20 protein-coding genes and 1 pseudogene are annotated in these 20,053 nt (G+C 64.3%); 9 read left to right on the top strand and 12 right to left on the bottom strand.

Annotated elements, in window-relative coordinates; all coding sequences use genetic code 11:
- Positions 1–52: 52 nt before the first annotated feature.
- Positions 53–1,486, bottom strand: a complete 1,434-nt coding sequence (gene miaB / locus PG897_RS09945; RefSeq protein WP_043171223.1) for a tRNA (N6-isopentenyl adenosine(37)-C2)-methylthiotransferase MiaB — start codon at positions 1,484–1,486, stop codon at positions 53–55.
- A gap of 267 nt (positions 1,487–1,753) precedes the next feature.
- On the opposite strand from miaB, the gene PG897_RS09940 reads away from it, so the two are divergent.
- The 4 genes and pseudogenes from PG897_RS09940 (at position 1,754) to PG897_RS09925 (ending at position 5,415) form a co-directional block, all read left to right on the top strand.
- Positions 1,754–2,917: an FAD-dependent monooxygenase gene (locus tag PG897_RS09940; RefSeq protein ID WP_043171222.1), complete on the top strand. Its 1,164-nt coding sequence runs from the start codon at positions 1,754–1,756 to the stop codon at positions 2,915–2,917.
- A 33-nt stretch (positions 2,918–2,950) separates the two neighbouring features.
- Positions 2,951–3,517, top strand: a pseudogene (locus PG897_RS09935) (cysteine hydrolase family protein).
- A gap of 116 nt (positions 3,518–3,633) precedes the next feature.
- Entirely contained in the window at positions 3,634–4,296 is a 663-nt protein-coding gene (locus tag PG897_RS09930; RefSeq protein ID WP_043171220.1) for an excalibur calcium-binding domain-containing protein, read from the top strand.
- A gap of 162 nt (positions 4,297–4,458) precedes the next feature.
- On the top strand, positions 4,459–5,415 hold the full coding sequence (locus PG897_RS09925; RefSeq protein WP_043171218.1) for a sensor domain-containing diguanylate cyclase: 957 nt from the start codon (positions 4,459–4,461) through the stop codon (positions 5,413–5,415).
- Positions 5,416–5,472: 57 nt separating this feature from the next.
- Here PG897_RS09925 and PG897_RS09920 read toward each other — a convergent pair whose 3' ends face one another.
- Positions 5,473–6,381 (bottom strand): LysR family transcriptional regulator, encoded by a 909-nt coding sequence (locus tag PG897_RS09920; protein WP_043171217.1) that lies wholly within the window; start codon positions 6,379–6,381, stop codon positions 5,473–5,475.
- Between the two features lie 116 nt (positions 6,382–6,497).
- Here PG897_RS09920 and PG897_RS09915 point away from each other — a divergent pair, with 116 nt between their 5' ends.
- Together PG897_RS09915 and PG897_RS09910 are read left to right on the top strand one after the other, a co-directional pair.
- Positions 6,498–6,743: a hypothetical protein gene (locus tag PG897_RS09915; RefSeq protein ID WP_017780557.1), complete on the top strand. Its 246-nt coding sequence runs from the start codon at positions 6,498–6,500 to the stop codon at positions 6,741–6,743.
- Positions 6,740–7,390 (top strand): HAD-IA family hydrolase, encoded by a 651-nt coding sequence (locus tag PG897_RS09910; RefSeq protein ID WP_043171216.1) that lies wholly within the window; start codon positions 6,740–6,742, stop codon positions 7,388–7,390. The genes PG897_RS09915 and PG897_RS09910 overlap by 4 nt, the downstream gene beginning before the upstream one ends.
- A gap of 46 nt (positions 7,391–7,436) precedes the next feature.
- Here PG897_RS09910 and PG897_RS09905 read toward each other — a convergent pair whose 3' ends face one another.
- Positions 7,437–8,039 (bottom strand): nitroreductase family protein, encoded by a 603-nt coding sequence (locus PG897_RS09905; protein ID WP_005298281.1) that lies wholly within the window; start codon positions 8,037–8,039, stop codon positions 7,437–7,439.
- A gap of 288 nt (positions 8,040–8,327) precedes the next feature.
- On the opposite strand from PG897_RS09905, the gene PG897_RS09900 reads away from it, so the two are divergent.
- Positions 8,328–9,887, top strand: a complete 1,560-nt coding sequence (locus PG897_RS09900; RefSeq protein WP_201881629.1) for a diguanylate cyclase domain-containing protein — start codon at positions 8,328–8,330, stop codon at positions 9,885–9,887.
- A gap of 209 nt (positions 9,888–10,096) precedes the next feature.
- On the top strand, positions 10,097–10,564 hold the full coding sequence (locus tag PG897_RS09895) for a YMGG-like glycine zipper-containing protein (RefSeq protein WP_005298287.1): 468 nt from the start codon (positions 10,097–10,099) through the stop codon (positions 10,562–10,564).
- Positions 10,565–10,625: 61 nt separating this feature from the next.
- Here PG897_RS09895 and PG897_RS09890 read toward each other — a convergent pair whose 3' ends face one another.
- The 6 genes from PG897_RS09890 to PG897_RS09865 all read right to left on the bottom strand — a co-directional run bounded on the left by PG897_RS09890 (position 10,626) and on the right by PG897_RS09865 (position 16,247).
- Positions 10,626–11,582 (bottom strand): D-2-hydroxyacid dehydrogenase, encoded by a 957-nt coding sequence (locus PG897_RS09890; RefSeq protein ID WP_010633165.1) that lies wholly within the window; start codon positions 11,580–11,582, stop codon positions 10,626–10,628.
- A gap of 117 nt (positions 11,583–11,699) precedes the next feature.
- Positions 11,700–12,452, bottom strand: a complete 753-nt coding sequence (locus PG897_RS09885) for a DUF3530 family protein (protein ID WP_017764970.1) — start codon at positions 12,450–12,452, stop codon at positions 11,700–11,702.
- Positions 12,453–12,519: 67 nt separating this feature from the next.
- The gene (locus tag PG897_RS09880) at positions 12,520–13,146 is read right to left on the bottom strand and encodes a DUF2238 domain-containing protein (RefSeq protein ID WP_201881631.1); all 627 of its coding nucleotides are present in this window, start codon (positions 13,144–13,146) and stop codon (positions 12,520–12,522) included.
- A gap of 139 nt (positions 13,147–13,285) precedes the next feature.
- Positions 13,286–13,852, bottom strand: a complete 567-nt coding sequence (gene efp / locus PG897_RS09875) for an elongation factor P (protein ID WP_005298294.1) — start codon at positions 13,850–13,852, stop codon at positions 13,286–13,288.
- 45 nt (positions 13,853–13,897) lie between these two features.
- Complete coding sequence (earP, locus tag PG897_RS09870) at positions 13,898–15,109, bottom strand: elongation factor P maturation arginine rhamnosyltransferase EarP (protein WP_201881640.1); 1,212 nt, start codon at positions 15,107–15,109, stop codon at positions 13,898–13,900.
- Between the two features lie 94 nt (positions 15,110–15,203).
- A complete protein-coding gene (locus PG897_RS09865; protein WP_005298297.1) occupies positions 15,204–16,247 on the bottom strand; it encodes a GMP reductase in 1,044 nt (347 codons plus the stop codon).
- A 406-nt stretch (positions 16,248–16,653) separates the two neighbouring features.
- Between PG897_RS09865 and rloA3 the strand changes: the two genes are divergently transcribed.
- The gene (gene rloA3 / locus PG897_RS09860; protein ID WP_201881642.1) at positions 16,654–17,151 is read left to right on the top strand and encodes a retropepsin-like aspartic peptidase RloA3; all 498 of its coding nucleotides are present in this window, start codon (positions 16,654–16,656) and stop codon (positions 17,149–17,151) included.
- A gap of 55 nt (positions 17,152–17,206) precedes the next feature.
- On the opposite strand, the gene PG897_RS09855 is transcribed toward rloA3, so the two are convergent.
- From PG897_RS09855 to PG897_RS09845, 3 genes are all read right to left on the bottom strand, one after another.
- Positions 17,207–18,646 carry an ATP-binding protein gene (locus PG897_RS09855; RefSeq protein WP_049048249.1) on the bottom strand — a complete coding sequence of 480 codons (1,440 nt, stop codon included), beginning with the start codon at positions 18,644–18,646 and terminating at the stop codon, positions 17,207–17,209.
- Positions 18,643–19,332 (bottom strand): response regulator, encoded by a 690-nt coding sequence (locus PG897_RS09850; protein ID WP_201881643.1) that lies wholly within the window; start codon positions 19,330–19,332, stop codon positions 18,643–18,645. Before PG897_RS09850 ends, PG897_RS09855 begins: the two co-directional genes overlap by 4 nt.
- Before the next feature lie 82 nt (positions 19,333–19,414).
- A complete protein-coding gene (locus tag PG897_RS09845; RefSeq protein ID WP_201881644.1) occupies positions 19,415–20,053 on the bottom strand; it encodes a tetratricopeptide repeat protein in 639 nt (212 codons plus the stop codon).

The following is a 20,053-nucleotide window of genomic DNA, read 5'->3' as shown; positions in this document are numbered from 1 at the left end:
GTCCTCGTCTTGACGCGACCCCATCCGGCCGGGGCCGGATGGGGTGAACAGATTAGTGGGGAGTGAAGGCGGCCACGCCCAGCTGATCCGGCACGTTGTCCGGGCGGCGGGCCAGGATTTCGCTCGGGGCGGTGGCGATGCGCAGGTTCATCTCGTTCTCGCCGCGCAGGAATTTGCCGCGCAGGGAGTTGGGGCGCACCTCGGTGATCTCCACGTCGGCAAAGCCGCCGATCAGGGTGTGCGGGCCTTCGAAGTTGACCACCCGGTTGTTCTCGGTGCGGCCGCACAACTGCATGGGATCGAGCTTGGAGGGCCCTTCCACCAGGATGCGCTGGGTGGAGCCCAGCATGGCGCGGCCAATCTGCATCGCCTGGTTGTTGATGACGTGCTGCAGGCGGCTCAGGCGGGCTTTCTTCACCTCTATGTCGACATCATCGGGCAGATCGGCGGCCGGAGTGCCGGGGCGCGGGCTGTAGATGAAGCTGAAGCTCATGTCGAAGTTGATATCCTCGATGAGTTTCATGGTGGCCTCGAAATCCTCGTCCGTCTCGTTCGGGAAGCCGACGATGAAGTCGGAACTGATGGTGATGTCGGGACGGGCGGCGCGCAGGCGGCGGATCTTGGACTTGTACTCCAGCACGGTGTGCGGGCGCTTCATCATGGTCAGGATGCGGTCGGAGCCGCTCTGCACCGGCAGGTGCAGGAAGCTGACCACTTCCGGGGTGTCCCTGTAGACCTCGATGATGTCGTCGGTGAACTCGATGGGGTGGCTGGTGGTGTAGCGAATGCGGTCGATGCCGTCGATGGCGGCTACCAGTCGCAGCAGCTCGGCGAAGGTGCAGATGCCGCCGTCGAAGGTCGGGCCCCTATAGGCGTTGACGTTCTGGCCGAGCAGGTTCACTTCGCGCACGCCCTGCTGGGCGAGCTGGGCGATCTCATAGAGCACGTCGTCCAGCGGTCGGCTCACCTCCTCGCCGCGGGTGTAGGGCACCACGCAGAAGGAGCAGTATTTGGAGCAGCCTTCCATGATGGAGACGAAGGCGGTCGCCCCTTCGGCGCGCGGCTCGGGCAGGCTGTCGAACTTCTCGATTTCGGGGAAGGCGACGTCCACCTGGGCGCCGCGCCCCTCCTGTACCTGCTTGATCATGGTGGGCAGGCGATGCAGGGTCTGCGGACCGAACACTATGTCCACATAGGGGGCGCGGGTGCGAATGTTGTCCCCCTCCTGGGAGGCGACACAGCCGCCCACGCCGATCACCAGACCGGGCTTGTTCGCTTTCAGTTTTTTCCAGCGTCCCAGCTGGTGGAACACCTTCTCCTGCGCCTTTTCGCGGATGGAGCAGGTGTTGAGCAGCAAGACGTCTGCCTCTTCGGGCTCTTCGGTCAGCGTGTAGCCATTGCTGGCATCCAACAGGTCGGCCATCTTGGACGAGTCGTACTCGTTCATCTGGCAGCCCCAGGTTTTAATGTGAAGTTTCTTGCTCATTGCTTCTCTTGACTTGTTTTGAATGCGGCATGGTCAAAGGACCGGGCATTTTACTCCGCAATCCGGAGACTGCCTAGCAAATATCCAGCCCGCCATGGTCGGAACGCAGCCGTAGCCACCTCGGCAGGCATCGGCTTTCTCCTTGATTTGGCGCACTAATTCTCCACGGCCTTCACTGTTTCTCGGCGCCCCTTGCGGTATCATGTGACCATTCGGTCCGGCTGCGCTCTCCCCTTGCCCGGGCCCACCCCTTGCAGGAATCAAGTTATGGAACAGTGTGATATCGCCATTGTCGGGGCCGGCATGGTCGGCGCCGCCACCGCCTGTCTGCTGGCGGCGCAGGGCCTCTCCATCCGGGTCATCGAGACCCGGTTGCCGGAGCAGTACGCCCCCGAGCAGCCGCTGGATCTGCGGGTCTCCGCCATCAGTCAGGCCTCGGTGGCGCTGCTGGAGCAGGCCGGTGCCTGGCAACACCTGCAACAGATGCGGCTGTGCCCCTATCGCCGGTTGGAGACCTGGGAGCTGGATGGCTTCGCCACCCACTTCAACGCCGCCGACCTCGGCCTGCCCCAGCTCGGCTACATCATCGAGAACCGGCTGGTGCAGCTGGCGCTGCTCAGACGCATGGAAGATTTCCCCAACATCCAGACCCACACCCCGGCAGCGGTGACCAGCCTGCGCCAGGGCGCGGACGAGGCGGTGCTGACCCTGGATGATGGCAGCGAGCTAGCCGCCCGCTGGGTGCTGGCGTGCGATGGCGCCGAATCCCGCACCCGCCAGCTGGCCGGCATCGGGGTGTCGCGTTTTGAATACCGCCAGCACTGCATGCTGATCAACATCGACACCGACTTCGAGCAGGAAGACATCACCTGGCAACAGTTCACCCCGAGCGGTCCGCGCGCCTTCCTGCCGCTGCCGGGCCGGCACGGCTCCCTGGTCTGGTATGACAGTCCGGCCCGGATCCGGACGCTGGCGGCCATGAGCAACGAGGGGCTGGCCGCCGAGGTGCGCCGCCACTTCCCGGCTCGCCTCGGTGGTTTTTCCGCGACCGGCAAGGGGAGCTTCCCGCTGGTGCGCCGCCACGCCAACGACTACCACGCCGGCCGGGTGGTGCTGCTGGGCGATGCCGCCCACACCATCAACCCGCTGGCGGGGCAGGGGGTCAATCTCGGCTTCAAGGACGTGGCCTGCTGGGCGGATCTGTTGCACAGTGCCGGTGCCGAGTGGCACAAGCCCGAACTGGCGACCCGCTATGAACGGCGGCGCCGCCCGGACAACCTGCTGATGCAGTCGGGGATGGATCTCTTCTACGGCGTCTTCAGCAACGAGATAGGCCCCCTCAAGCTGGCCCGCAACCTGGCCCTCAATCTGGCGGACAAGGCGGGCCCGCTCAAGGAGATGGCGCTACGCTATGCGCTGGGGCTGGTTTAAGGCGCGTGGCGCCATCATGAGGGAGGAGAGCCCATGAACAAGGCATTGCTGGTGATCGATTTCATCAACGACATCGCCCACCCGGACGGGCGCATCGCCGCCTCGGCGGCCCATGTGCTGGAGCAGGACGCCATCGCGCACGCCAACCAGGCGCTGGCCCATGCCCGCGCCCACGGCTAGCTGGTGGTGCAGGTCAAGGTGGGCTTTGACCCGCACTATCTGCTGCAGCCCAAGGGCTCCCCCATGTTTGGCCGGGCCCACCAGTTCGGGGCGCTGTCGCTGGCCGATCCCGGCACCGACTTTCACCCTGATCTGGACGTGCAACCCGGCGATCTGGTGCTGACCAAGCCCAGGGTCAGCCCCTTCTACGGCACGGCGCTGGAGCCGGCGCTGCGGGCCAATCGCATCGAGCACCTCTATCTGTGCGGGGTGAGTACCGGCTGGGCCATTCAGGCGGCGGCGCGGGAGGGTCACGATCGGGATTACGCCATCACCATCCTGGAAGATGCCTGCGCAGCGGCGGATGCCAACGAGCACCACGCCTCGCTGCGTCTGCTCGGTCGCATCGCCGAGATCATCAAGGTGGCCCAGCTGGCCTGATCCCGGCGGCAGGCGGAGCTTGCTCACTGTTTTGACATTTTGTCTGCGGCCCCCTGTCGGGCCGCAGCCATTTTGGGCAACATGAAGCGAGCATCGATGGCCACAAGGATGGGGACATGCGTTATCAGGGACGGATCGTGCGCTGGAACGAAGCGCGCGGCTTTGGTTTTATCGCACCCGAGCAGGGGGAGGGTGCCCCGAAAGGGGCTGAACTGTTCGTGCACATCTCGGCACTACGGTGCGACGGCCTGCCGCCCATGGCGGGGGAGCGGGTCTCCTACCTGGTGGGAGCCGGCCAGAATGGCAAGCCCAGGGCCGAGCAGGTGTTTTTCCCCGAGCGCCCCCTGTCGTTGGCAGACGGCAATGAGAGTCGACCCACGCCGGCGGGCCGCCGCATGTCGGAGGGCAGTCGCATCCCGGCGGGCAGCGGGCCTACCCCGCAGCACACGCGTCCTCGCCCCGCCTACCGGCGCCGCAGCCACTGGCTCGGCAAGCTCATCCCGCTGCTGGTGCTGATCGGGATCTTCTCCCTCTACTCCCGTTTTTCGGTCGAGTCGGTTTCACCTACCTCCACTTCCTCGTTCAGCCAGGCAGAGGCCAACCCCTCGGACAGCCCGCAGCAGGCCGCCACCTTCGTCCGCCAGTGCGACGGTCGGCAATACTGCTCCCAGATGACCTCCTGCGAGGAGGCGACCTGGTTTTTGCAAAACTGCCCCAATACCAGGATGGACGGCGAGGGCGACGGCATCCCCTGCGAGCGGCAGTGGTGTGGCCACTAGCGGACTCGGAGGCCGACTCAAGTCGTTGATCATCTATCATTATCTTGTTGGTCGGGTCATGGCAGGTGTGGCCCCGGTCATTGGCAACACGCGGGCGGGCCGGGATGGCTCTGGTTGTCGCGGCCATGCCGGGGACGTCGTTTTTGGGTGAGGAGTGCGGTCATGGCGGACTATTTTCAGGGCTCACTGTTTCACTTCTCCGATCGGGCGCAATACCTGGCCGCGCTGCTCAATTCGCTGGAGGAGCAGATCTCGGTGATCGACCGGGATGGCGTCATCCACTACACCAACCTCGCCTGGAATCGCTTTGCCGAGCAGAACGGCATGCCGGCAGGCTATGACTGGGTGGGGGTCAACTACTTGCGGGTGTGCGACAACTCGGTGGAGCCGCTGGCCCTGATGGCGGCGGAGGGGATCCGGCGGGTACTGCGCCATGAACAGCAGCACTTTCATCTGGAGTATCCCTGTCACAGCCCGGACACCCAGCGCTGGTTCATGATGCGGGTCTCCGCCATCCCGGGTATCGAGGTCGAGTTCTACACCATCAGTCACATCAACGTCACCGAGCGCAAGCTGCAGGAGCTGGACATGGCCTACCTCTCCCTGCACGACCCGCTGACCGGACTGGCCAACCGACGACTGTTCAACAGCTTTCTGCACAACGAGTGGCGGCGCAGCATGCGTGAACAGACCCCGCTCTCCTTCATCATGCTGGATCTGGACAACTTCAAGCTGTGCAACGACCACTTCGGCCATCAGGTGGGGGATGACTTCTTGCAGCAGGTGGGTCGCCTGCTGAGCACCTTTTGCCAGCGAGCCACCGATCTGCCGAGCCGTTTCGGTGGCGACGAGTTTGCCCTGATCCTCGGCAACACCGGGGCCGAGGCCGCCGCCCGCATGGGGGAGGCCATTCGCCTCGGCATCGGCGAGCTGCTGATCCAGGGAGCGGACACCCTTCGGCTCAGCGCCAGCGTCGGCATCGCCACCCTGTTGCCGCAGCAGGCCCGCGTCTCGGAGGAGGAGCTGCTGAGCGCCGCCGACATGGCGCTCTATCTGGCCAAGCTGGGGGGCAAGAATCGCTGCCACAGCGTCAGCTGCAGTGCCCTGCCATCCCCCTGATATCCCTCGTTTTATCCTGCCTGCGACCCTGCTCTCTATTAATGATTCTGCTTGCTGTTAACGCTGTTGCCCGGCCGGCTGCGGTTCGGGATGGGCGTCGACGACCAGTTGCAAGAAACGATCGCGGATCGGGTCGGCAAAGTCGGGGTTCCACACCAGGCTTATCTCCCACTCGGAGCAAGGGCCGGAGAGGGGATAGAGGGTGACGTCCCGGCCCGCGATGAAGCTGACGCTGCGCGGCAGGATGGCGTTGCCGATGCCGGCGGCCACCAGCGCCACCAGGGTCTGGATATCCTCTGCCTCCTGCACCATGCCGGTCAGCCGGTTGGCGCCGAGGAAGCTGGCGATCTGCTGGCTGAGGCCGGGGCAGCGGTGCCCCACCATCTGCAGCAAGGGCTGGCTGGCCAAGGCTTGCTCGATGTCGAAGGCGGCCGGATCCGGCTGTGTCATCTGGGTCGGCACCGCCAGCACCAGCCGGTCGGTCAGCAGCCTGTGCTCCCTAAGCTGCGGGGCCTGTGGTCGGCGCATGAAGCCGAGCTGCAGCTGACCCGACAGCAGCCACTCTTGTTGGATGGCGGAGGTCATGTCCTGCAGGTGCACCATCACATCGGGGGCCTGCTGTTTGAAGCGGGCCACCAGCGCCGGCGCCAGCGCAAAGCTCGACAGCCCGAAACCAATCTTGAGTCGCCCGGCAATGCCGCTGGCCAGCGCTAGGGCGTGGCGCTCAAAGCCCTTGCCATGCTCGACCAGCGCCCTGGCTTGGGTGAGCAGCTGGGTGCCGATGGCGGTCAGCTCGGCGCCGTGACGCCCCCGGTTGAACAGGGTGCTGCCGAGGGTCTGCTCCAGCCCCTGGATCTGCTTGGTGAGCGCCGGCTGGGTGATGAACAGGCGGTTGGCGGCCTCCCGGTAGTTGGCGGTCTCCGCCAGGGTCACGAAGGCCTGCAGCTGTCTCAAATCGAATTTCATTCTGTTTGGTTATCGAAAGTGGCCATTTTGTGATTATAAATTATCTAACTGCCTTGTTCTAATAGACCTGAAGCGGGCCCTGTCGGCCCCGTCAGCTTGCTAACAAGGAGTCATTCATGCCTGCCGAACGCTATCTGTTTTTGATCAAGGGAGATCTGGTGCTGGCCCAGCCGCTGGCTGCACCGGAGACGGGGGAGCTGCTGACCAGCCTGTTGCAGCAGGGCTTTGCGGTGGGTCCGCTGCAAGTCTGGGCGAGCAATGCCGAGCAGGCGCTGGCCTGTTATGAGCAGGCAGCCCAGCGGCGGGCCTTCGGCGATATTCTGGCCGGGGCCGAACCCGCCGTGGCCGGAGCCGTTTCATGAGCATGCTCACGCTGCGGGCCCGCGCCCTGCTGTTGGACATGGATGGCACCCTGGTGCACTCTACCGGCGAGGTGGAGGCGGTGTGGCGGCTGTGGTGTCGCCGCCACCGGCTGGATCCCGAGTCCGTGCTGGCCATGTGCCACGGGGTACGCTCGCGGGAGGTGATCCGTACCCTGGCCCCGCAGCTTGACCTGGCACAGGAGGTGGCCCTGCTCGACGATCTCGAGATCCATCACACTGGCCAGGCCGAGGCCCTCGCCGGCGCCCGGCCCCTGCTGGCAAGTCTGCCCGTCGAGCGCTGGGCGCTGGTGACCTCCGCCAGTCAGCGGGTGGCCAGGCATAGGCTGCGCAGCGCCGGTCTGCCGCTGCCCGCCCTGCTGGTAGGGGCCGAGGATGTGGAACACGGCAAGCCGGATCCCGAACCCTACCTGCTGGCGGCCGAGCGTCTGGGGCTGGCTGCGGCCGATTGCCTGGTGTTTGAAGATGCGCCCGCCGGCATCAGCAGTGCGCTGCGGGCGGGTTGCCGGGTGGTACAGGTGGGGGGCCGGCAGCGGCTCAGTCCCGGCATCAGCGCCCTGATCCAGGACTGGCGCCAGGTGAGTGTGGTGGTGGAGGCTGAAGGTCTGCAGCTGACGCTGCTCACCTGACAACAAAAAGCCCCCGTGAGCGGGGGCCTGACTGGCGATGGGGCAATTACTTGAACACGCGAAAACGCTCTGCGTCGTCCATGAAGGTCTTGTCACCGGCCGGTTGCTGGATGCTGCCAAAGGGCATCTGGGCCCGCAGCAGCCAGCTGGCGGGCAGGTTCCACTCCTTGCGCACCGCCTCGTCGATGAGCGGGTTGTAATGCTGCAGGGAGGCGCCGATCTTCTCCTGGGCCAGGGTGGTCCAGACCGCAAACTGGGCGATGCCGGTGGCATGTTCCGACCAGATGGGGAAGTTGTCGGCGTAGAGGGCGAATTTTTGCTGCAGATCCTTGATGACGTCGGTGTCTTCGAAAAACAGCACTGTGCCGACACCTGCGCGGAAGCTGCCATTCACCTTGGCTTCGCTCTGGGCGTAGGCTTCCGGCGGCACTATCTTCTTCAGCTCTGCCTTGACGATGTCCCACAGCTTGTGATGCTGGGCACCAAACAGGATGACGGCGCGGGAGCTCTGGGAGTTGAACGAGGAGGGACTGTGCTTGATGGCGTCCTGGATGAGGGCGGTCAGCTGCTCCGGCGTATGGGAAACCTGGTCACCCAGGGCATAGATGGTACGACGTACTTTGATCTGTTCGATAAACGGACTGCTCATAACATCTCCTTTGTTTGACGGGGAATCGTCTTCGGTGATCCTTGGCAAGGCCATCCGGCTCCGATTGCTCGAGTTGTAGACTATAACACCCTCTTGCGGGTTAGCCGTCAACGCACAGTGGTCACTGTTTTTACTTTTTGTTGATATGCCTCTTCGTGACGCGGGAGAGCGGCGTCACGTTTATGTGTTTTTTGTCATTTAGCCGAAATCCGGCTGATATCAATCAATGAATAATTCCGTTTGAGCACCATAAAATTCTCGCATTCCAGTTTTTGTTGCGGAGTGTTGATGATCCAGTGGTTGGTTAGTCGGCGTTATTATCTGTTGACCTCGTTTACCCTCTTGCTGGGGGCCCTGGTGCTGGTGGTCACCCTCACCCTGGCGATGGCCAGCTATCTGCGCAGCATCGACAAGACGGTGACCGGCTACGGTCACATGCTCTCCTCCCTCGAAGCAGCCCTGATCCACGAGCTGGTGCTGGCCAACCAGCGTCAGATCGCCGTGCTGGAGGCGTCGCTGGACAAGGCCGCCATCGCCCGCGGCGAGCCGGCCGACAACCCGCTCTGGGCCATTGCCCACCAGATCAAGCGCGACAGCCACTACATCTACTTCTATCACCCGCAGACGGATCGCCTCAGCAGCTACCCTGCCTGGCAGCAGCCGGTCGAGTATCGTGCCGCCAGCCGGCCCTGGTATCGGGCGTTGTCGATGCCGGGGGCGGATCTCGTCTGGCTCGGCCCCTATCCGGCGTTCGACACCCAAAAGCCGATCCTGACCCTCATCAAGCGGGTAAAGGGGCTGGATGATCAACTGCTCGGCCTGCTGATGGTCGACATGTCCTTCAACACCATCGAACAGGCGTTGCAGCGGGCCATGGGCAGCAACCGGGCGGCCATCTACATCAGTGCGCGGGAGGACGGAAAGCTGGTGGTGGGCAGCAACATGGGGCTCTATCAGCCGTCAGCGGCCGAGCCGGGCGGTGCGGACAAGGGGCTGGCGGTGATCTGGCACGGCAGCCATCTGCGCCGTGAGCTGGAGGATATCGACTGGGATCTCAACATCTATCTGCCGCCAAGGCTGTTTCATGACGACCTTGAAGAAGCCCTGCTGATGGTGGCGCTGCCGCTGCTCCTGCTGTTTGCCATCTGGTTTTGCAGCATCAACTTTCTGGTGCGGGTGTTCAATCAGGAGCAGGCGCTGGTGGCGGGCTCGCTGACCGGCATAGTGCGGGATCCGACCCAGGCCAGGAGACCCGGCCGGCTGAAGACCTGGTTCGTACACGACAGCCTCAGCGAGATAGATCAGGTGCGGGCGAGTTTTCTGCAGGGGCAGGATGCGCTGCTGCACGATCCCCTCACCGGCATCATGAACCGGCGGGCCTTCACCCAGCGTCGCGCCGAGCTGGAAGAGCGCGCGACACCCCACTGGCTGCTGCTGTTCGACGTGGATCACTTCAAGCGCATCAACGACAGCTGGGGGCATGCGGTGGGAGATGGCGTGCTCTGCCGGGTGGCCGAGCTGCTGGTGAGCGAGCTTGGCAGCGGCGGCGTCTTCCGGATCGGGGGGGACGAATTTGCTGCCCTGCTGCCCTGGCCGCGCAGCGAGCTGGAAGCGGGGCTGACTCGGCTGCTGACCAGGGTGCGCAACCAGCGCTGGCGCGAGTTTCACGAGGCGGTGACCCTGAGCGTGGGCGGCGCCCACTGCCCGGAGGACGGGGCTCTGCTGTTCGAGCGGGCCGACGAGTGCCTCTACCGGAGCAAGCGGCTGGGGCGCGATGGCTGGTCGCTGACGCAGTGGCCCCGGCCGGACGGAGATGCTGACAGATCCTGTCATATCGATCATGGGTGAGCGGAGGTGCTCTGCCCGGGGGGTCGGCGACTGCCTCTGCTGCTATTTCACAACATCTGTTTTTTAGTAAGCAAATTCAAAAGGTTAATCCTGATTTTGTCAGCGCGGCAGGTCGTGCCTGGCCGGGTGTCGCTCTGCTGCGACAGTGGCGCCCTTTGCCGGGAATCGTATAGTTCGGGGAAATTAATCAGGTTTGACAGGAGTACCCCATGGAGATGAACAAGCACGGCATGCGCGCCCTGGCCCTGTTGGGCTCACTGCTGCTGGCCAGCGGTGCGGCGCAGGCGTCGGAGACCCTCAACACCATCCTGGGCGGCGGTGCGGGCGGCGTGGCCGGCACCATGATCGGCAAGGAGCTGGGCGGTGACACCGGCGCCCTGGTGGGTGCTGCACTGGGCGGAGCGGCCGGCGGCGCGGCCACGGCCAACAAGGGCAACAAGAATGAAGCCGCCCTCGGCGGGGCCGTCGGGGCGCTGGGCGGGGCCGCCATCGGCAAGAGCGTGGGCGGCAGCACGGGTCAACTGATCGGGGCCGGCGTTGGCGGGGCCAGCGGCTCTGCCATCGGGGCCAAGACCGGGGATGGCCACAAGAGCAACGATCGCTACTACGACGATGACCACAGGCACTACAAGAAACACAAGAAGCACAAGAAACACAGATGGCACGACGATGATTGATCGCCGCCAGCATTGAGAGAGGGGCCGATGGGCCCCTCTCTCGTTTTGGTCGCCAGAGGGTTCACACCAGCCGGTGCTGGCGGCGCCCCTCGGCGAAGGCGTTGATGTTGTCGATGAGCTGATCGGCGAGGCGCTGCATCGACTCCTCGCTGGCCCAGGCCACGTGAGGGGTGAGGATGAAGTGGGGGTACTGCAGGGCCTTCATCAAGGGGTGGTCGGGGGGCGGCGGCTCGACGCTCGCCACGTCGAAACCGGCGCCGCCGAGGCGACCGTTGGCCAGCGCTCGCAGCAGGGCCTCCTCGTCCACCAAACCGCCGCGGCCGACGTTGATCAGCAGGGCACCCGGCTTCATCAGCCCCAGCTCCCGCTCGCCGATGAGGTTGCGGGTATAGGGGGTGAGCGGGCAGTGCAGGCTGATGACGTCAGCGCTTTGCAGCAGCTCGTCCAGCGGCAGTCGATCCTCGTCGTGGCTGGCGCCGACCTGGCTCTGGGCGTAACGCACCTCCATGCCGATCCCCCTGGCCCGCTCGCCGAGGGCCTGGCCGAGGGTCCCCTTGCCGATGATGCCGAGCCGCTTGCCGTGCAGATCCGTGATGTGATGATCGAAGAAGCAGAACTGGCCGCTCTGCTGCCAGCGCCCCTCCAGCAGCGACTGGCGCCAGCAGAAGAGGTTGCGCGCCAGGGCCAGCATCAGCGCCATGGCGTGCTCCGGCACCGAGGGGCCCGAGTAGTTGCGGATGTTGCAGACGCCGACGTTGGCGGTGCGGCACGCCTCCAGATCCACGTTGTCGCTGCCGGTAGCCGCCAGCGCGATGAGTCTGAGCTCCGGCAGCTGGGCCAGCTCGGCGGCGCCGATGCGCACCTTGTTGATGATGGCGATGCTGGCGTCTTTGAGCCGCGCCACTACCTGCTCGGGGGCCGTGCTCGGGTAGCTCTGCCAGTGGTGGGGAAAGTCGGGGTGGCGCAGGGTGATGCCGGTATCCAGGGTATCACTGTCGAGAAACACAATTTGCTGCATGAAGCCTCCTGCCGTTGAGGCGTTCATGATGCCAAACATCGGCGGCCGAGGGCCAGTTTGCTGCACCTCAAGGCCTTGGCAATCGCGCCGGATGTGAGACAGGCGGCATTTTTGGTGTCAGAGCCAGCCGAGGTGGGTGAGCCAGCCCTGGATCCGGGTCGGCGTTTCATCCAGCTCCAACAGGGCGTAGGGGCGGTAGTTGAGCTTGTGGCTGCGGCGGCTCTCGCTTCTGCGCGCTTCGGCGGCCAGCAGCGGCCAGCGTCCGCCATCCTCCTGATAGAGGTCGAGGGTCGGCATGGTGGCCTGGGCGATCTCCTTGGCGAAGATCTGGTTGCTCTGCTGGTCGGGGAAGAAGCCGTCGAGCAGCACCAGCGCATCGGGGGCGGGCAGCTGTTCGCTGGCGATGAGGTTGGTGGCCCAGGCGGCGCCGGTGCCTTGCGCCAGTATCAGCTTGAAGCCCCCCTCCTGCAGCTTGGCGTCCCCCAGCTTGCTGATGCGGGTGGCGAACTGCTTGCGAAAGTCGTCGATGGCCTGCTGTTTCTTCTCGGCGGCGGGGTCAAATTCGGTTTGCTGCGGTGAGGGGAGCAGTAGCAGGGTGTCGAAGCCGAGCCGGCCGAGGGCGCGGGTCAGCTGCCACAGCTGGCCACTGCGCTGCCAGTCGGGCAAGAGGATGGCGAGCCCCACGTAGCTGTCGCTGTCGTGCTTGGCAAACAGCACCGTCTGCTTGTCGATCTGGGTGCTGTTGGGCAGCCCCTGCCAGTCGCTGTTCTGCCAGTAGTCGAGGGGCGTGAGCGGTGTGCCCTCGCTGGCCTGCAAGGGGTTGCTTGCCAGCAGGGTCAGTAACAGCAGTGATAAGAACAATCTGGCCATAGTGCGCTCCCCCGGTTATTCGGGTTAGCGGCACCAGGCCGGTTTTCTGAAGGGGGAAGTGGCAGCGCTAGCGTGGCGGCCGCTTGAGGCTTGCCAGCCCGGCCAGCTGGCGGTCGTGCAGGGGGGAGAGCAGCAGCAGGGCGCTGACGGCGCCAATCAGGGCGAAGAACATGTCGGACTGGGTATCCCATGGATCGCCCTGGGTGCCGAGAAACTCATCCGCCCCCTGACCAAGCGCAAGGGCGGCTCCCCACTCGATGAACTCGTAGGTGGCGCTAATGGCGAGCACCACGCAGACCACCAGAAACGCCAGCATGCGCCGGCCCTGCACATAACCTCCGCGCAGCAGGATCTCCCGGCACACCAGGGCGGGCACGAAGCCCTGGAAGAAGTGGCCAATCTTGTCATAGGGGTTGCGACCGAGCTCGAGCCACTGCTGCAGTTCGAACCCGAGCGGGACGCGGGCATAGGTATAGGCGCCGCCCAGCATCAGCACCATGGCGTGCAGGGTGATGCACAGATAGAGCAGGCTGGTGAGCGGAAAAGAGCGGTGCGTCAGGACAAGCAGCGGCATGGCGATGAGCACGGGCGCGACCTCCATCAGCCAGGTCGCCCTGTCATAGGGTTGCCAGCCGGAGAGGAGCAGCAGTAGCAGGGTCAACAGCAACAACAGCGCTTTGTGCAGGGATGTCATGGGGCGCTCCGAGGGATGGCAAAAGCCAGCATGCCCCATTTAGCCATGTTTGCGCCGCGAATACAGCCAGGGGGCCGATGCGCCCATAAAAAAAGCGAGCCGACGGCTCGCTTTTTTACCACTGATCCAAGGGGTCAACTTAGTTGACGCGACGCTTGAACTCACCGGTGCGGGTATCGATTTCGATCTTGTCACCGATCTCTACGAAGGCGGCAACGGCCAGCTCGTAGGTGGTGCCCTTCAGACGGGCAGGCTTGGTCACTTTACCGGAGGTGTCGCCACGGGCAGCCGGCTCGGTGTACTCAACTTCGCGCACGATGGTGGTCGGCAGCTCTACGGAGATGGCTTTCTCGTTGTAGAAAGTCACTTCACACAGATCTTCCATGCCGTCTACCAGGTAGTTCAGCGCGTCACCCAGGTTGTCTTTCTCGACGTCGTACTGGTTGTATTCGGTATCCATGAATACGTACAGCGGGTCGGAGTAGTAGGAGTAGGTGCACTCTTTACGTTCCAGCTGAACAACGTCCAGCTTGTCGTCGGCCTTGAAGACGGTCTCGGTGGCGCTGCCGTTCAGCAGGCCTTTCAGCTTCATTTTGACCACGGCGGAGTTACGGCCGGATTTGTTGAATTCAGCCTTCTGGACCACCATCGGCTCGGTGCCGATCATGACTACGTTACCAGCGCGGATTTCCTGTGCGGTTTTCATGTAAAAAATTCCTGTTCGTGAAACGGACGGATAAAAACTGCCAGATTATATACGGCTTTCTAAAAATTTCACCAACCTCGTGACGAGATCCCCGTCCTGGAGCAGCTTATGTGACCAGTGTCGCCCATGTTGCTGCCATATCGCGGCGTGATCCGGCCATTGGGCCCACCATTCGCGGATGTTTTCCCCCTGATTGAGGGCATGGCTGAAACCGCGCAGCCACTGGCCGGTGGCGGTGGGCAGCTGCGCCAGATAGTGGTCGAGAAAGCCGTCCAGCTTGACCATGTGCGCCTGCTCTTCCTGCGGGTAGATATGCCAGAGGAAAGGGCGGGCAGCCCACTGGGCCCGCACGAAGGAGTCTTCGCCGCGCACCAGGTTGAGATCGCAGCTCCACAGCAGCCGATCATAGCCGGCCTGATCGGTCATCGGCAGCAGCTTGATGGCGAGGTTGCCCGAGCGCAGCAGATCCCCCGCCTGGGCGGTGGGGATGGCGTCTGCCAGCCCGGCGCCGGTGAGCACGTCGTTGAGGGAGCGCCCGAGCGGCAGCAGCAGGGTGACGGGCGTGGCGCCCTGGCACCAGCACTCGACCAGGCTGGTCAGGGCGGCGCTCTCGTAGGTAAAGAGGCTGACCCGCAGCTCGTGCTCCTGTTTGGGGGGCAGGCCCAGGCTCGCCCAGTAGGCGTTCAGTCCCGCTTCATCCTGTTGCCAGCGCTCGCGCTCGATGATGAGGCCGCGCTCGCACAAGAGGCCGCCGGTTCTGGCAGTGAAGCCCGGGAAGAAGAAGTATTTGTTGAGGCTCAGGCTGCCGAGGCTCTGGCTCTCGAGACGCTGGGGTGAGGCGAGGCCATGGCAATCCTCGACCCAGCTCTCGGCCGAGAGGTATTCGAGGTTGAGCCAGCAGGGGGGGCTGGGCCGGCTCGCCATCTGCGCGACGAAGGGGGCGGGCAGTTCACAGGCGAACGCCTCGATCACCACCCGGGCCGGGATGGTGTCCGCCGGCAGGGTCTCGTGCCAGTGCTGGACATGGATGCCGTCGACCCACTGACCATCCAGCGCCGGGTCTAGCCCAGGGCAGATGCGGGCGAAGCTCGCCAGATCGTCCACCCAGAGCCGCACCTGAACCTCACTCTCCTGCGCCGGGAGCGCTCCTTCCTGTTTCAACTGGCGGGCCAGCCGCCAGGTGACGCCGATGTCACCGAAGTTGTCCACTACGCAGCAGAAGATGTCCCAGTCAAACGGGGGGAGGGGGCTTGTCATGTCGCGGGGTTCCAGATGCAAAAAACCGGTGCGCAGGGTAGCACACCGGTTGGCTGGCTTCTAACCGTCAGCGCGTGACGGTGGCTGCGGCGAGTTACTCCTTGCCGTAGACATTGTTCTCTTGCTCGCGCACCCGGATAAAGGTGGTGCGCTTGGTGAGTTCCTTCAGCTGGCTGGCCCCCACATAAGTGCAGGTGGAGCGCACCCCGCCCAAGATGTCGCGCACCGTGTTCTCCACCGGGCCGCGGTAGGGCAGCAGCACCGTCTTGCCCTCGGAGGCGCGGTACTCGGCGACGCCGCCGGCGTGCTTGTCCATGGCGCTCGATGAGCTCATGCCGTAGAACTTCATGAAGGGTTCGCCATCCACATCGACGATTTCGCCGCCGCACTCCTCGTGGGCCGCCAGCATGCCGCCCAGCATCACGAAGTCGGCACCGCCGCCAAACGCCTTCGCCACATCCCCGGGGCAGGTGCAGCCGCCGTCACCGACGATCTGGCCGCCCAGACCGTGGGCCGCATCGGCACACTCGATGATGGCGGAGAGCTGCGGGTAGCCGACGCCGGTCTTGACCCGGGTGGTGCAGACCGAGCCCGGGCCTATGCCCACCTTGACGATGTCGGCGCCGGAGAGGATCAGCTCCTCCACCATCTCGCCGGTCACCACGTTGCCCGCCAGGATGACGTGGTTGGGGCAGGCGTCACGGATCTTGCGCACGAATTCGACGAAGTGCTGGGAGTAGCCGTTGGCCACGTCGACGCAGATGAAGCGCAGCGCCTCGGACATGGCGAGGATCTGGCGGGTCTTGTTGAAGTCATCCTCGGAGGTGCCGGTAGAGACCATCACATGGCCCAGCAGCGCCGGGTCGGTTTCGCTGACGAAGGTTTGCCACTGCGCAAGGCTGTAGTGCTTGTGTACTGCGGTCATCATCTCGAAGCCGGCCAGGGTACGCGCCATGGCGAAGCTGCCGACGGTATCCATGTTGGCGGCGATGACGGGCACGCCCTGCCATTGGGTCTGGGTGTGCTTGAAGGTGAACTGGCGGGTCAGGCTGACTTGGGAACGGCTCTTGAGAGTAGAGCGCTTGGGGCGGAACAGGACATCCTTGAAACCGAGCTTCAAGTCTTCTTCGATACGCATTACGAATTCCTTATTGAGCCTTGTTTGATAGGTCACTTTGCAGTGGCAACTTTTCGGCAGGCACAAAAAAACCGGTGGTTTTCAGGGCCTCCGGTTTACAACAGTGTAGGCAAAAATCCCTCCGGAACAAGACTGATAATTCGCGAAGCCTTGTGGTAGCCTTTGGCGTCACAACCTGAGCACAGCCTCGGGTTTCATCCAACACCAATATTGCCTCCCTCCTTGCCTGCCTGGTCAGCTTCTGATGACTCTGTTCTGCTCCGTTACTGCAGGCTGCTGACGCACCGCATCCGGCCACTCGTCACTCGCTGGTCTGCCGTGCTTTTCAGCGGTTGACAGCGGCGCTTTCCATCCCCACTCTGGGCGGCTCGGGCCTGTGTCGGCCCCGTCCTGACAAGGAGTAGACATGATCCGATTGCGAATGATACCGCTGCTGCTGGCCGGGTTTGCCCTGCCGGCCCTCGCCGCGCCGGCGCCCGCCATCTATGGCTGGATTGAGAAGGGGCTCATCATGCCGAGCGGGGTGGCGGTGAAGATGAAGCTGGATACCGGGGCGCTCACCTCCTCGCTCGATGCGCGGGATCTGCGCCACTTCAAGCGTGACGGCAAGTCCTGGGTACGCTTTACCCTGAAGGTCACCGATGCCAATACCGATCGGCAGGTAAGCCAGACTCTGGAACGGCCGGTGGAGCACATGGTGACGGTACGTGGCGCCGGCGGCATGGAGCAGCGCCCCACGGTTACCATGTCCATCTGCCTGGGCGACAAGGTGTATGAAGAGTGGTTCACCCTGCGGGACCGCAGCAAGATGATCTATCCGGTGCTGCTGGGACGCCGCCTGCTGGCGGATCTCGGCGCAGTGGATTCGAGCCGCACCTTCACGGTGCAGCCGAGCTGTCGCTGAGGGAAGCGAACGGCATAAAAAACGGGGGCCTGGCCCCCGTTTTTTATGGTGATGATCAGGCTGGGCGAGAGGGGGCGGGCAGCAGCACGCTCACCTCCAGCCCCCCTTCCGGCCGGTTGTGGATGTCGAGATCGGCGCCGTGCAGCTGGGCGATGCGCGAGACGATGGCCATGCCGAGGCCGACCCCGTCCCCCTGCTGGGGATTGACCCGAAAGAAGCGCTCGCACAGGCGCGACAGGGCGGCGGTGGGGATGCCGGGGCCGTTGTCGCGGATGTCGACCCTGACCCTGTGCCCCTCCTGGCGCGCCTCGACCGCGATCTCGCCCTGCGCCTGGGTGTAGCGCAGGGCGTTGTCGATGAGGTTGCTGAACATCAGCTCCAGCAGGGTGGCCTGTCCCATCACCGTCAGCTGTTCGGTGCCTTCCAGCGACAGCTGCTGATCTTTTTTCAGGGCGATGGGGGCCAGAGTGGCCAGGGTGCCCTGCAGCAGCTGGTTCAGGTTGAGCTCGGTCAGCTCCAGCCCCTGCTGGTTGTCGATGCGGGCCTGGGTCAGCAGCTGGCGCAGCAGCCGATCGCTGCGATCGAGCGCCAGCAGCATCTTCTGCAGGGAGTGCTGACGGCTCTCGGCATCCTCGGCGGCCAGCGCGTTTTCGCTGTGGATGCGCAGCACCGCCAGCGGGGTGCGCAGCTCGTGGGCGGCCTCGTTGGTGAACTGCTTCTCCCGCTCTATGGTGTCGGCCAGCGCGTGCATCAACCGGTTGATCTCGTTGGTGAGCGGGGTCAGCTCCTGGGCGCGGATCTTCAGGGTGAGCGGGCTCAGGTTGGCCGGGTGGCGCTCACCGATGGCCTGGGCCAGCTGTCGCAGCGGCGCCAGCCCGCGGGAGATGAGCCACCACAGCAGGCCGAGTAGAAAGGGCAGAGTGATGAGCAGCGGCAGCATGGCCAGGGTGGCCATCTTGCTGGCCAGCTCGCTGCGCTCGTCATCCCGCTCCGCCACGATGAGCCAGGTGTGCTCGTCCTGGTTGTAGAGGGTGAAGGTGCGCCACTCGTGGTTGTCCTTGGTGACGTTGTTGAAGCCGGGGGCCAGGGCGCCGAGTGGCTGGCTCGGGGCGCTGGGGGAGCGCAGCAGTATGTGGCCCTGCTCGCTCAGCAGCTGGAAGTAGAGGTTGCGCTCGAATTCGTGGCCGAAGGGGGTGAGCTCCCTGTCCTCCCCCCGCAGGTTGAAACTGGTGTCCTTCTGCCACTGATCCGGGTTGTGCTGCTCCCAGTCCTGGTAGACGGTGCCGTTGGCGGGCAGTTCGCCATTTTGCTCCAGATAGCGGCTGAGCAGCTGGTTGGTGATGCGGGAAGACTGGGCGAGACGGGCATCGAACAGCTCCTCCATCTCGTGGTTGGCCTCCAGATAACCGATGAGGGCGCTGATGGCCAGGCTGGCGCTGACCAGCGCCAGGATGCCGGAGAGCAGGAAGCGGCGGATGGAGCGGGGACGCGTCATGCCCGGTGGTCCCGGCGCTGGGCCTGTTCAAGCTGGGGAATGATATAGCCGACCCCGCGGATATTGCGGATGAGGTCGCTGTAGAACTTCTTGCGCAGGTGGTGAATGTGCACCTCCACCGCGTTGCTCTCTGCCCCCTCGTCCCAGCCGTAGAGGCTCTGCTGCAGCTGATCCTTGCTCAGCACCCGGCCGCTCTGGGTGATGAGCTCCTGCAGCAGCTTGTATTCGTGGGGGGTGAGTTTGACCGGTTCGCCCCGATAGGTGACCTGCTGGGACTCGGGATAGAGCTGCAGCTCGCCGTATTCCAGTATCGCCTGGGCCTGGCCCTTGCTTCGCCGCACCAGGGCGCGCAGGCGGGCGTTGAGCTCCTGCAGGGCGAACGGCTTGACCATGTAGTCGTCGGAACCCGCATCCAGCCCCAGTACCCGGTCGTCCAGGGCGTCGCGGGCGGTGAGGATCAGCACCGGCAGTGTCTGGCCTTCCCGGCGCAGTTTGCGCAGCAGGCTGATGCCGTCGATGTCCGGCAGGTTGAGATCCAGAATGAGCGCGGCAAACTCCTCGCTCTTGAGCACCGACAGGGCGGGCAGCCCCTGCTGCAGCCAGTCCACCGTGTAGCCGCTGCTGCGCAGGGCATCCACCATGCCGTCGCCCAGCATCACATCATCTTCCACCAACAGGATCCGCATTGTTATTCCCCTCAAAAGACGCTGCCCACCAGTATGCAAGCTGGTGGGCAGAGTTTAAATAGCGCTCTGATCCGACTTGGGTTTATAGCTTGTCGAGGCGATCGCGGATCTCGATGCGTCGACCCTGATCCGCCAGCTCGCGACCCGGCCGGGGCGGGGCGGTCAGCGCCTTCTCCAGATAGCCCCTGGCCTCGGCCTTGCGGCCCTGATCCAGCAGGAAGTCGCCGTAGAAGAAGTTGGGGTCGATGCCGGTCGGGTTGATGGTCAGCGCCTGCTTGAGCAGCTGCTCGGCCTTGTCGTCATCGCCGAAGCCCACCGGCCAGCCCGGCACCTGATAGTAGAGCGAGCCCAGGCTGGTATATGCGGAGCCGTCCAGCGCCTTGGGGTCCTGCTTGAGGGCGATCTCCAGCTTGGCCTTGGCCTCCTTGACCAGACCCAGCGCCCCCAGCCCACCCTTGGCGCCGGCCCAGGTGCTCTTGACGATGGCCGACCAGATCAGCAGGTCGGTGCGAAAGGCCTCCTTGGCGCTGGCCTGATCGGCCTGGCTGCTCAGCTGTTCGAGGCAGCTCTCCTTGGCCTTGCCGGTCTGCTGATACTGACAGACGGCCCACTGCTGCTGGATGACGGGCAGGGCGTCGGCGGCCTGGGCCATCCCCGAGCCCAGCATGAGCAGCAGGAGGGCGCCGTGGGTGAAACGGGGGCGGAAAGTGGCGTGCTTCAT

The organism is Aeromonas sp. QDB20, from assembly GCF_027707805.1.
Classification (GTDB): Bacteria; Pseudomonadota; Gammaproteobacteria; order Enterobacterales; family Aeromonadaceae; genus Aeromonas; species Aeromonas dhakensis.
This window is presented reverse-complemented; position numbering and strand designations above follow the sequence as displayed.

What these genes read in the sequence shown, in the direction of transcription:
- PG897_RS09940 (WP_043171222.1), top strand. Translation starts at nt 1,754, where the DNA reads ATGGAACAGTGTGATATCGCCATTGTCGGGGCCGGCATGGTCGGCGCC.
- rloA3 (WP_201881642.1), top strand. Translation starts at nt 16,654, where the DNA reads ATGATCCGATTGCGAATGATACCGCTGCTGCTGGCCGGGTTTGCCCTG.
- PG897_RS09845 (WP_201881644.1), bottom strand. Translation starts at nt 20,053, where the DNA reads ATGAAGCACGCCACTTTCCGCCCCCGTTTCACCCACGGCGCCCTCCTG.
- PG897_RS09890 (WP_010633165.1), bottom strand. Translation starts at nt 11,582, where the DNA reads ATGCAGCAAATTGTGTTTCTCGACAGTGATACCCTGGATACCGGCATC.
- PG897_RS09880 (WP_201881631.1), bottom strand. Translation starts at nt 13,146, where the DNA reads ATGACATCCCTGCACAAAGCGCTGTTGTTGCTGTTGACCCTGCTACTG.
- PG897_RS09900 (WP_201881629.1), top strand. Translation starts at nt 8,328, where the DNA reads ATGATCCAGTGGTTGGTTAGTCGGCGTTATTATCTGTTGACCTCGTTT.
- efp (WP_005298294.1), bottom strand. Translation starts at nt 13,852, where the DNA reads ATGAAAACCGCACAGGAAATCCGCGCTGGTAACGTAGTCATGATCGGC.
- PG897_RS09915 (WP_017780557.1), top strand. Translation starts at nt 6,498, where the DNA reads ATGCCTGCCGAACGCTATCTGTTTTTGATCAAGGGAGATCTGGTGCTG.
- PG897_RS09895 (WP_005298287.1), top strand. Translation starts at nt 10,097, where the DNA reads ATGGAGATGAACAAGCACGGCATGCGCGCCCTGGCCCTGTTGGGCTCA.
- earP (WP_201881640.1), bottom strand. Translation starts at nt 15,109, where the DNA reads ATGACAAGCCCCCTCCCCCCGTTTGACTGGGACATCTTCTGCTGCGTA.
- PG897_RS09930 (WP_043171220.1), top strand. Translation starts at nt 3,634, where the DNA reads ATGCGTTATCAGGGACGGATCGTGCGCTGGAACGAAGCGCGCGGCTTT.
- PG897_RS09865 (WP_005298297.1), bottom strand. Translation starts at nt 16,247, where the DNA reads ATGCGTATCGAAGAAGACTTGAAGCTCGGTTTCAAGGATGTCCTGTTC.
- PG897_RS09850 (WP_201881643.1), bottom strand. Translation starts at nt 19,332, where the DNA reads ATGCGGATCCTGTTGGTGGAAGATGATGTGATGCTGGGCGACGGCATG.
- PG897_RS09885 (WP_017764970.1), bottom strand. Translation starts at nt 12,452, where the DNA reads ATGGCCAGATTGTTCTTATCACTGCTGTTACTGACCCTGCTGGCAAGC.
- PG897_RS09920 (WP_043171217.1), bottom strand. Translation starts at nt 6,381, where the DNA reads ATGAAATTCGATTTGAGACAGCTGCAGGCCTTCGTGACCCTGGCGGAG.
- PG897_RS09910 (WP_043171216.1), top strand. Translation starts at nt 6,740, where the DNA reads ATGAGCATGCTCACGCTGCGGGCCCGCGCCCTGCTGTTGGACATGGAT.
- miaB (WP_043171223.1), bottom strand. Translation starts at nt 1,486, where the DNA reads ATGAGCAAGAAACTTCACATTAAAACCTGGGGCTGCCAGATGAACGAG.
- PG897_RS09925 (WP_043171218.1), top strand. Translation starts at nt 4,459, where the DNA reads ATGGCGGACTATTTTCAGGGCTCACTGTTTCACTTCTCCGATCGGGCG.
- PG897_RS09905 (WP_005298281.1), bottom strand. Translation starts at nt 8,039, where the DNA reads ATGAGCAGTCCGTTTATCGAACAGATCAAAGTACGTCGTACCATCTAT.
- PG897_RS09855 (WP_049048249.1), bottom strand. Translation starts at nt 18,646, where the DNA reads ATGACGCGTCCCCGCTCCATCCGCCGCTTCCTGCTCTCCGGCATCCTG.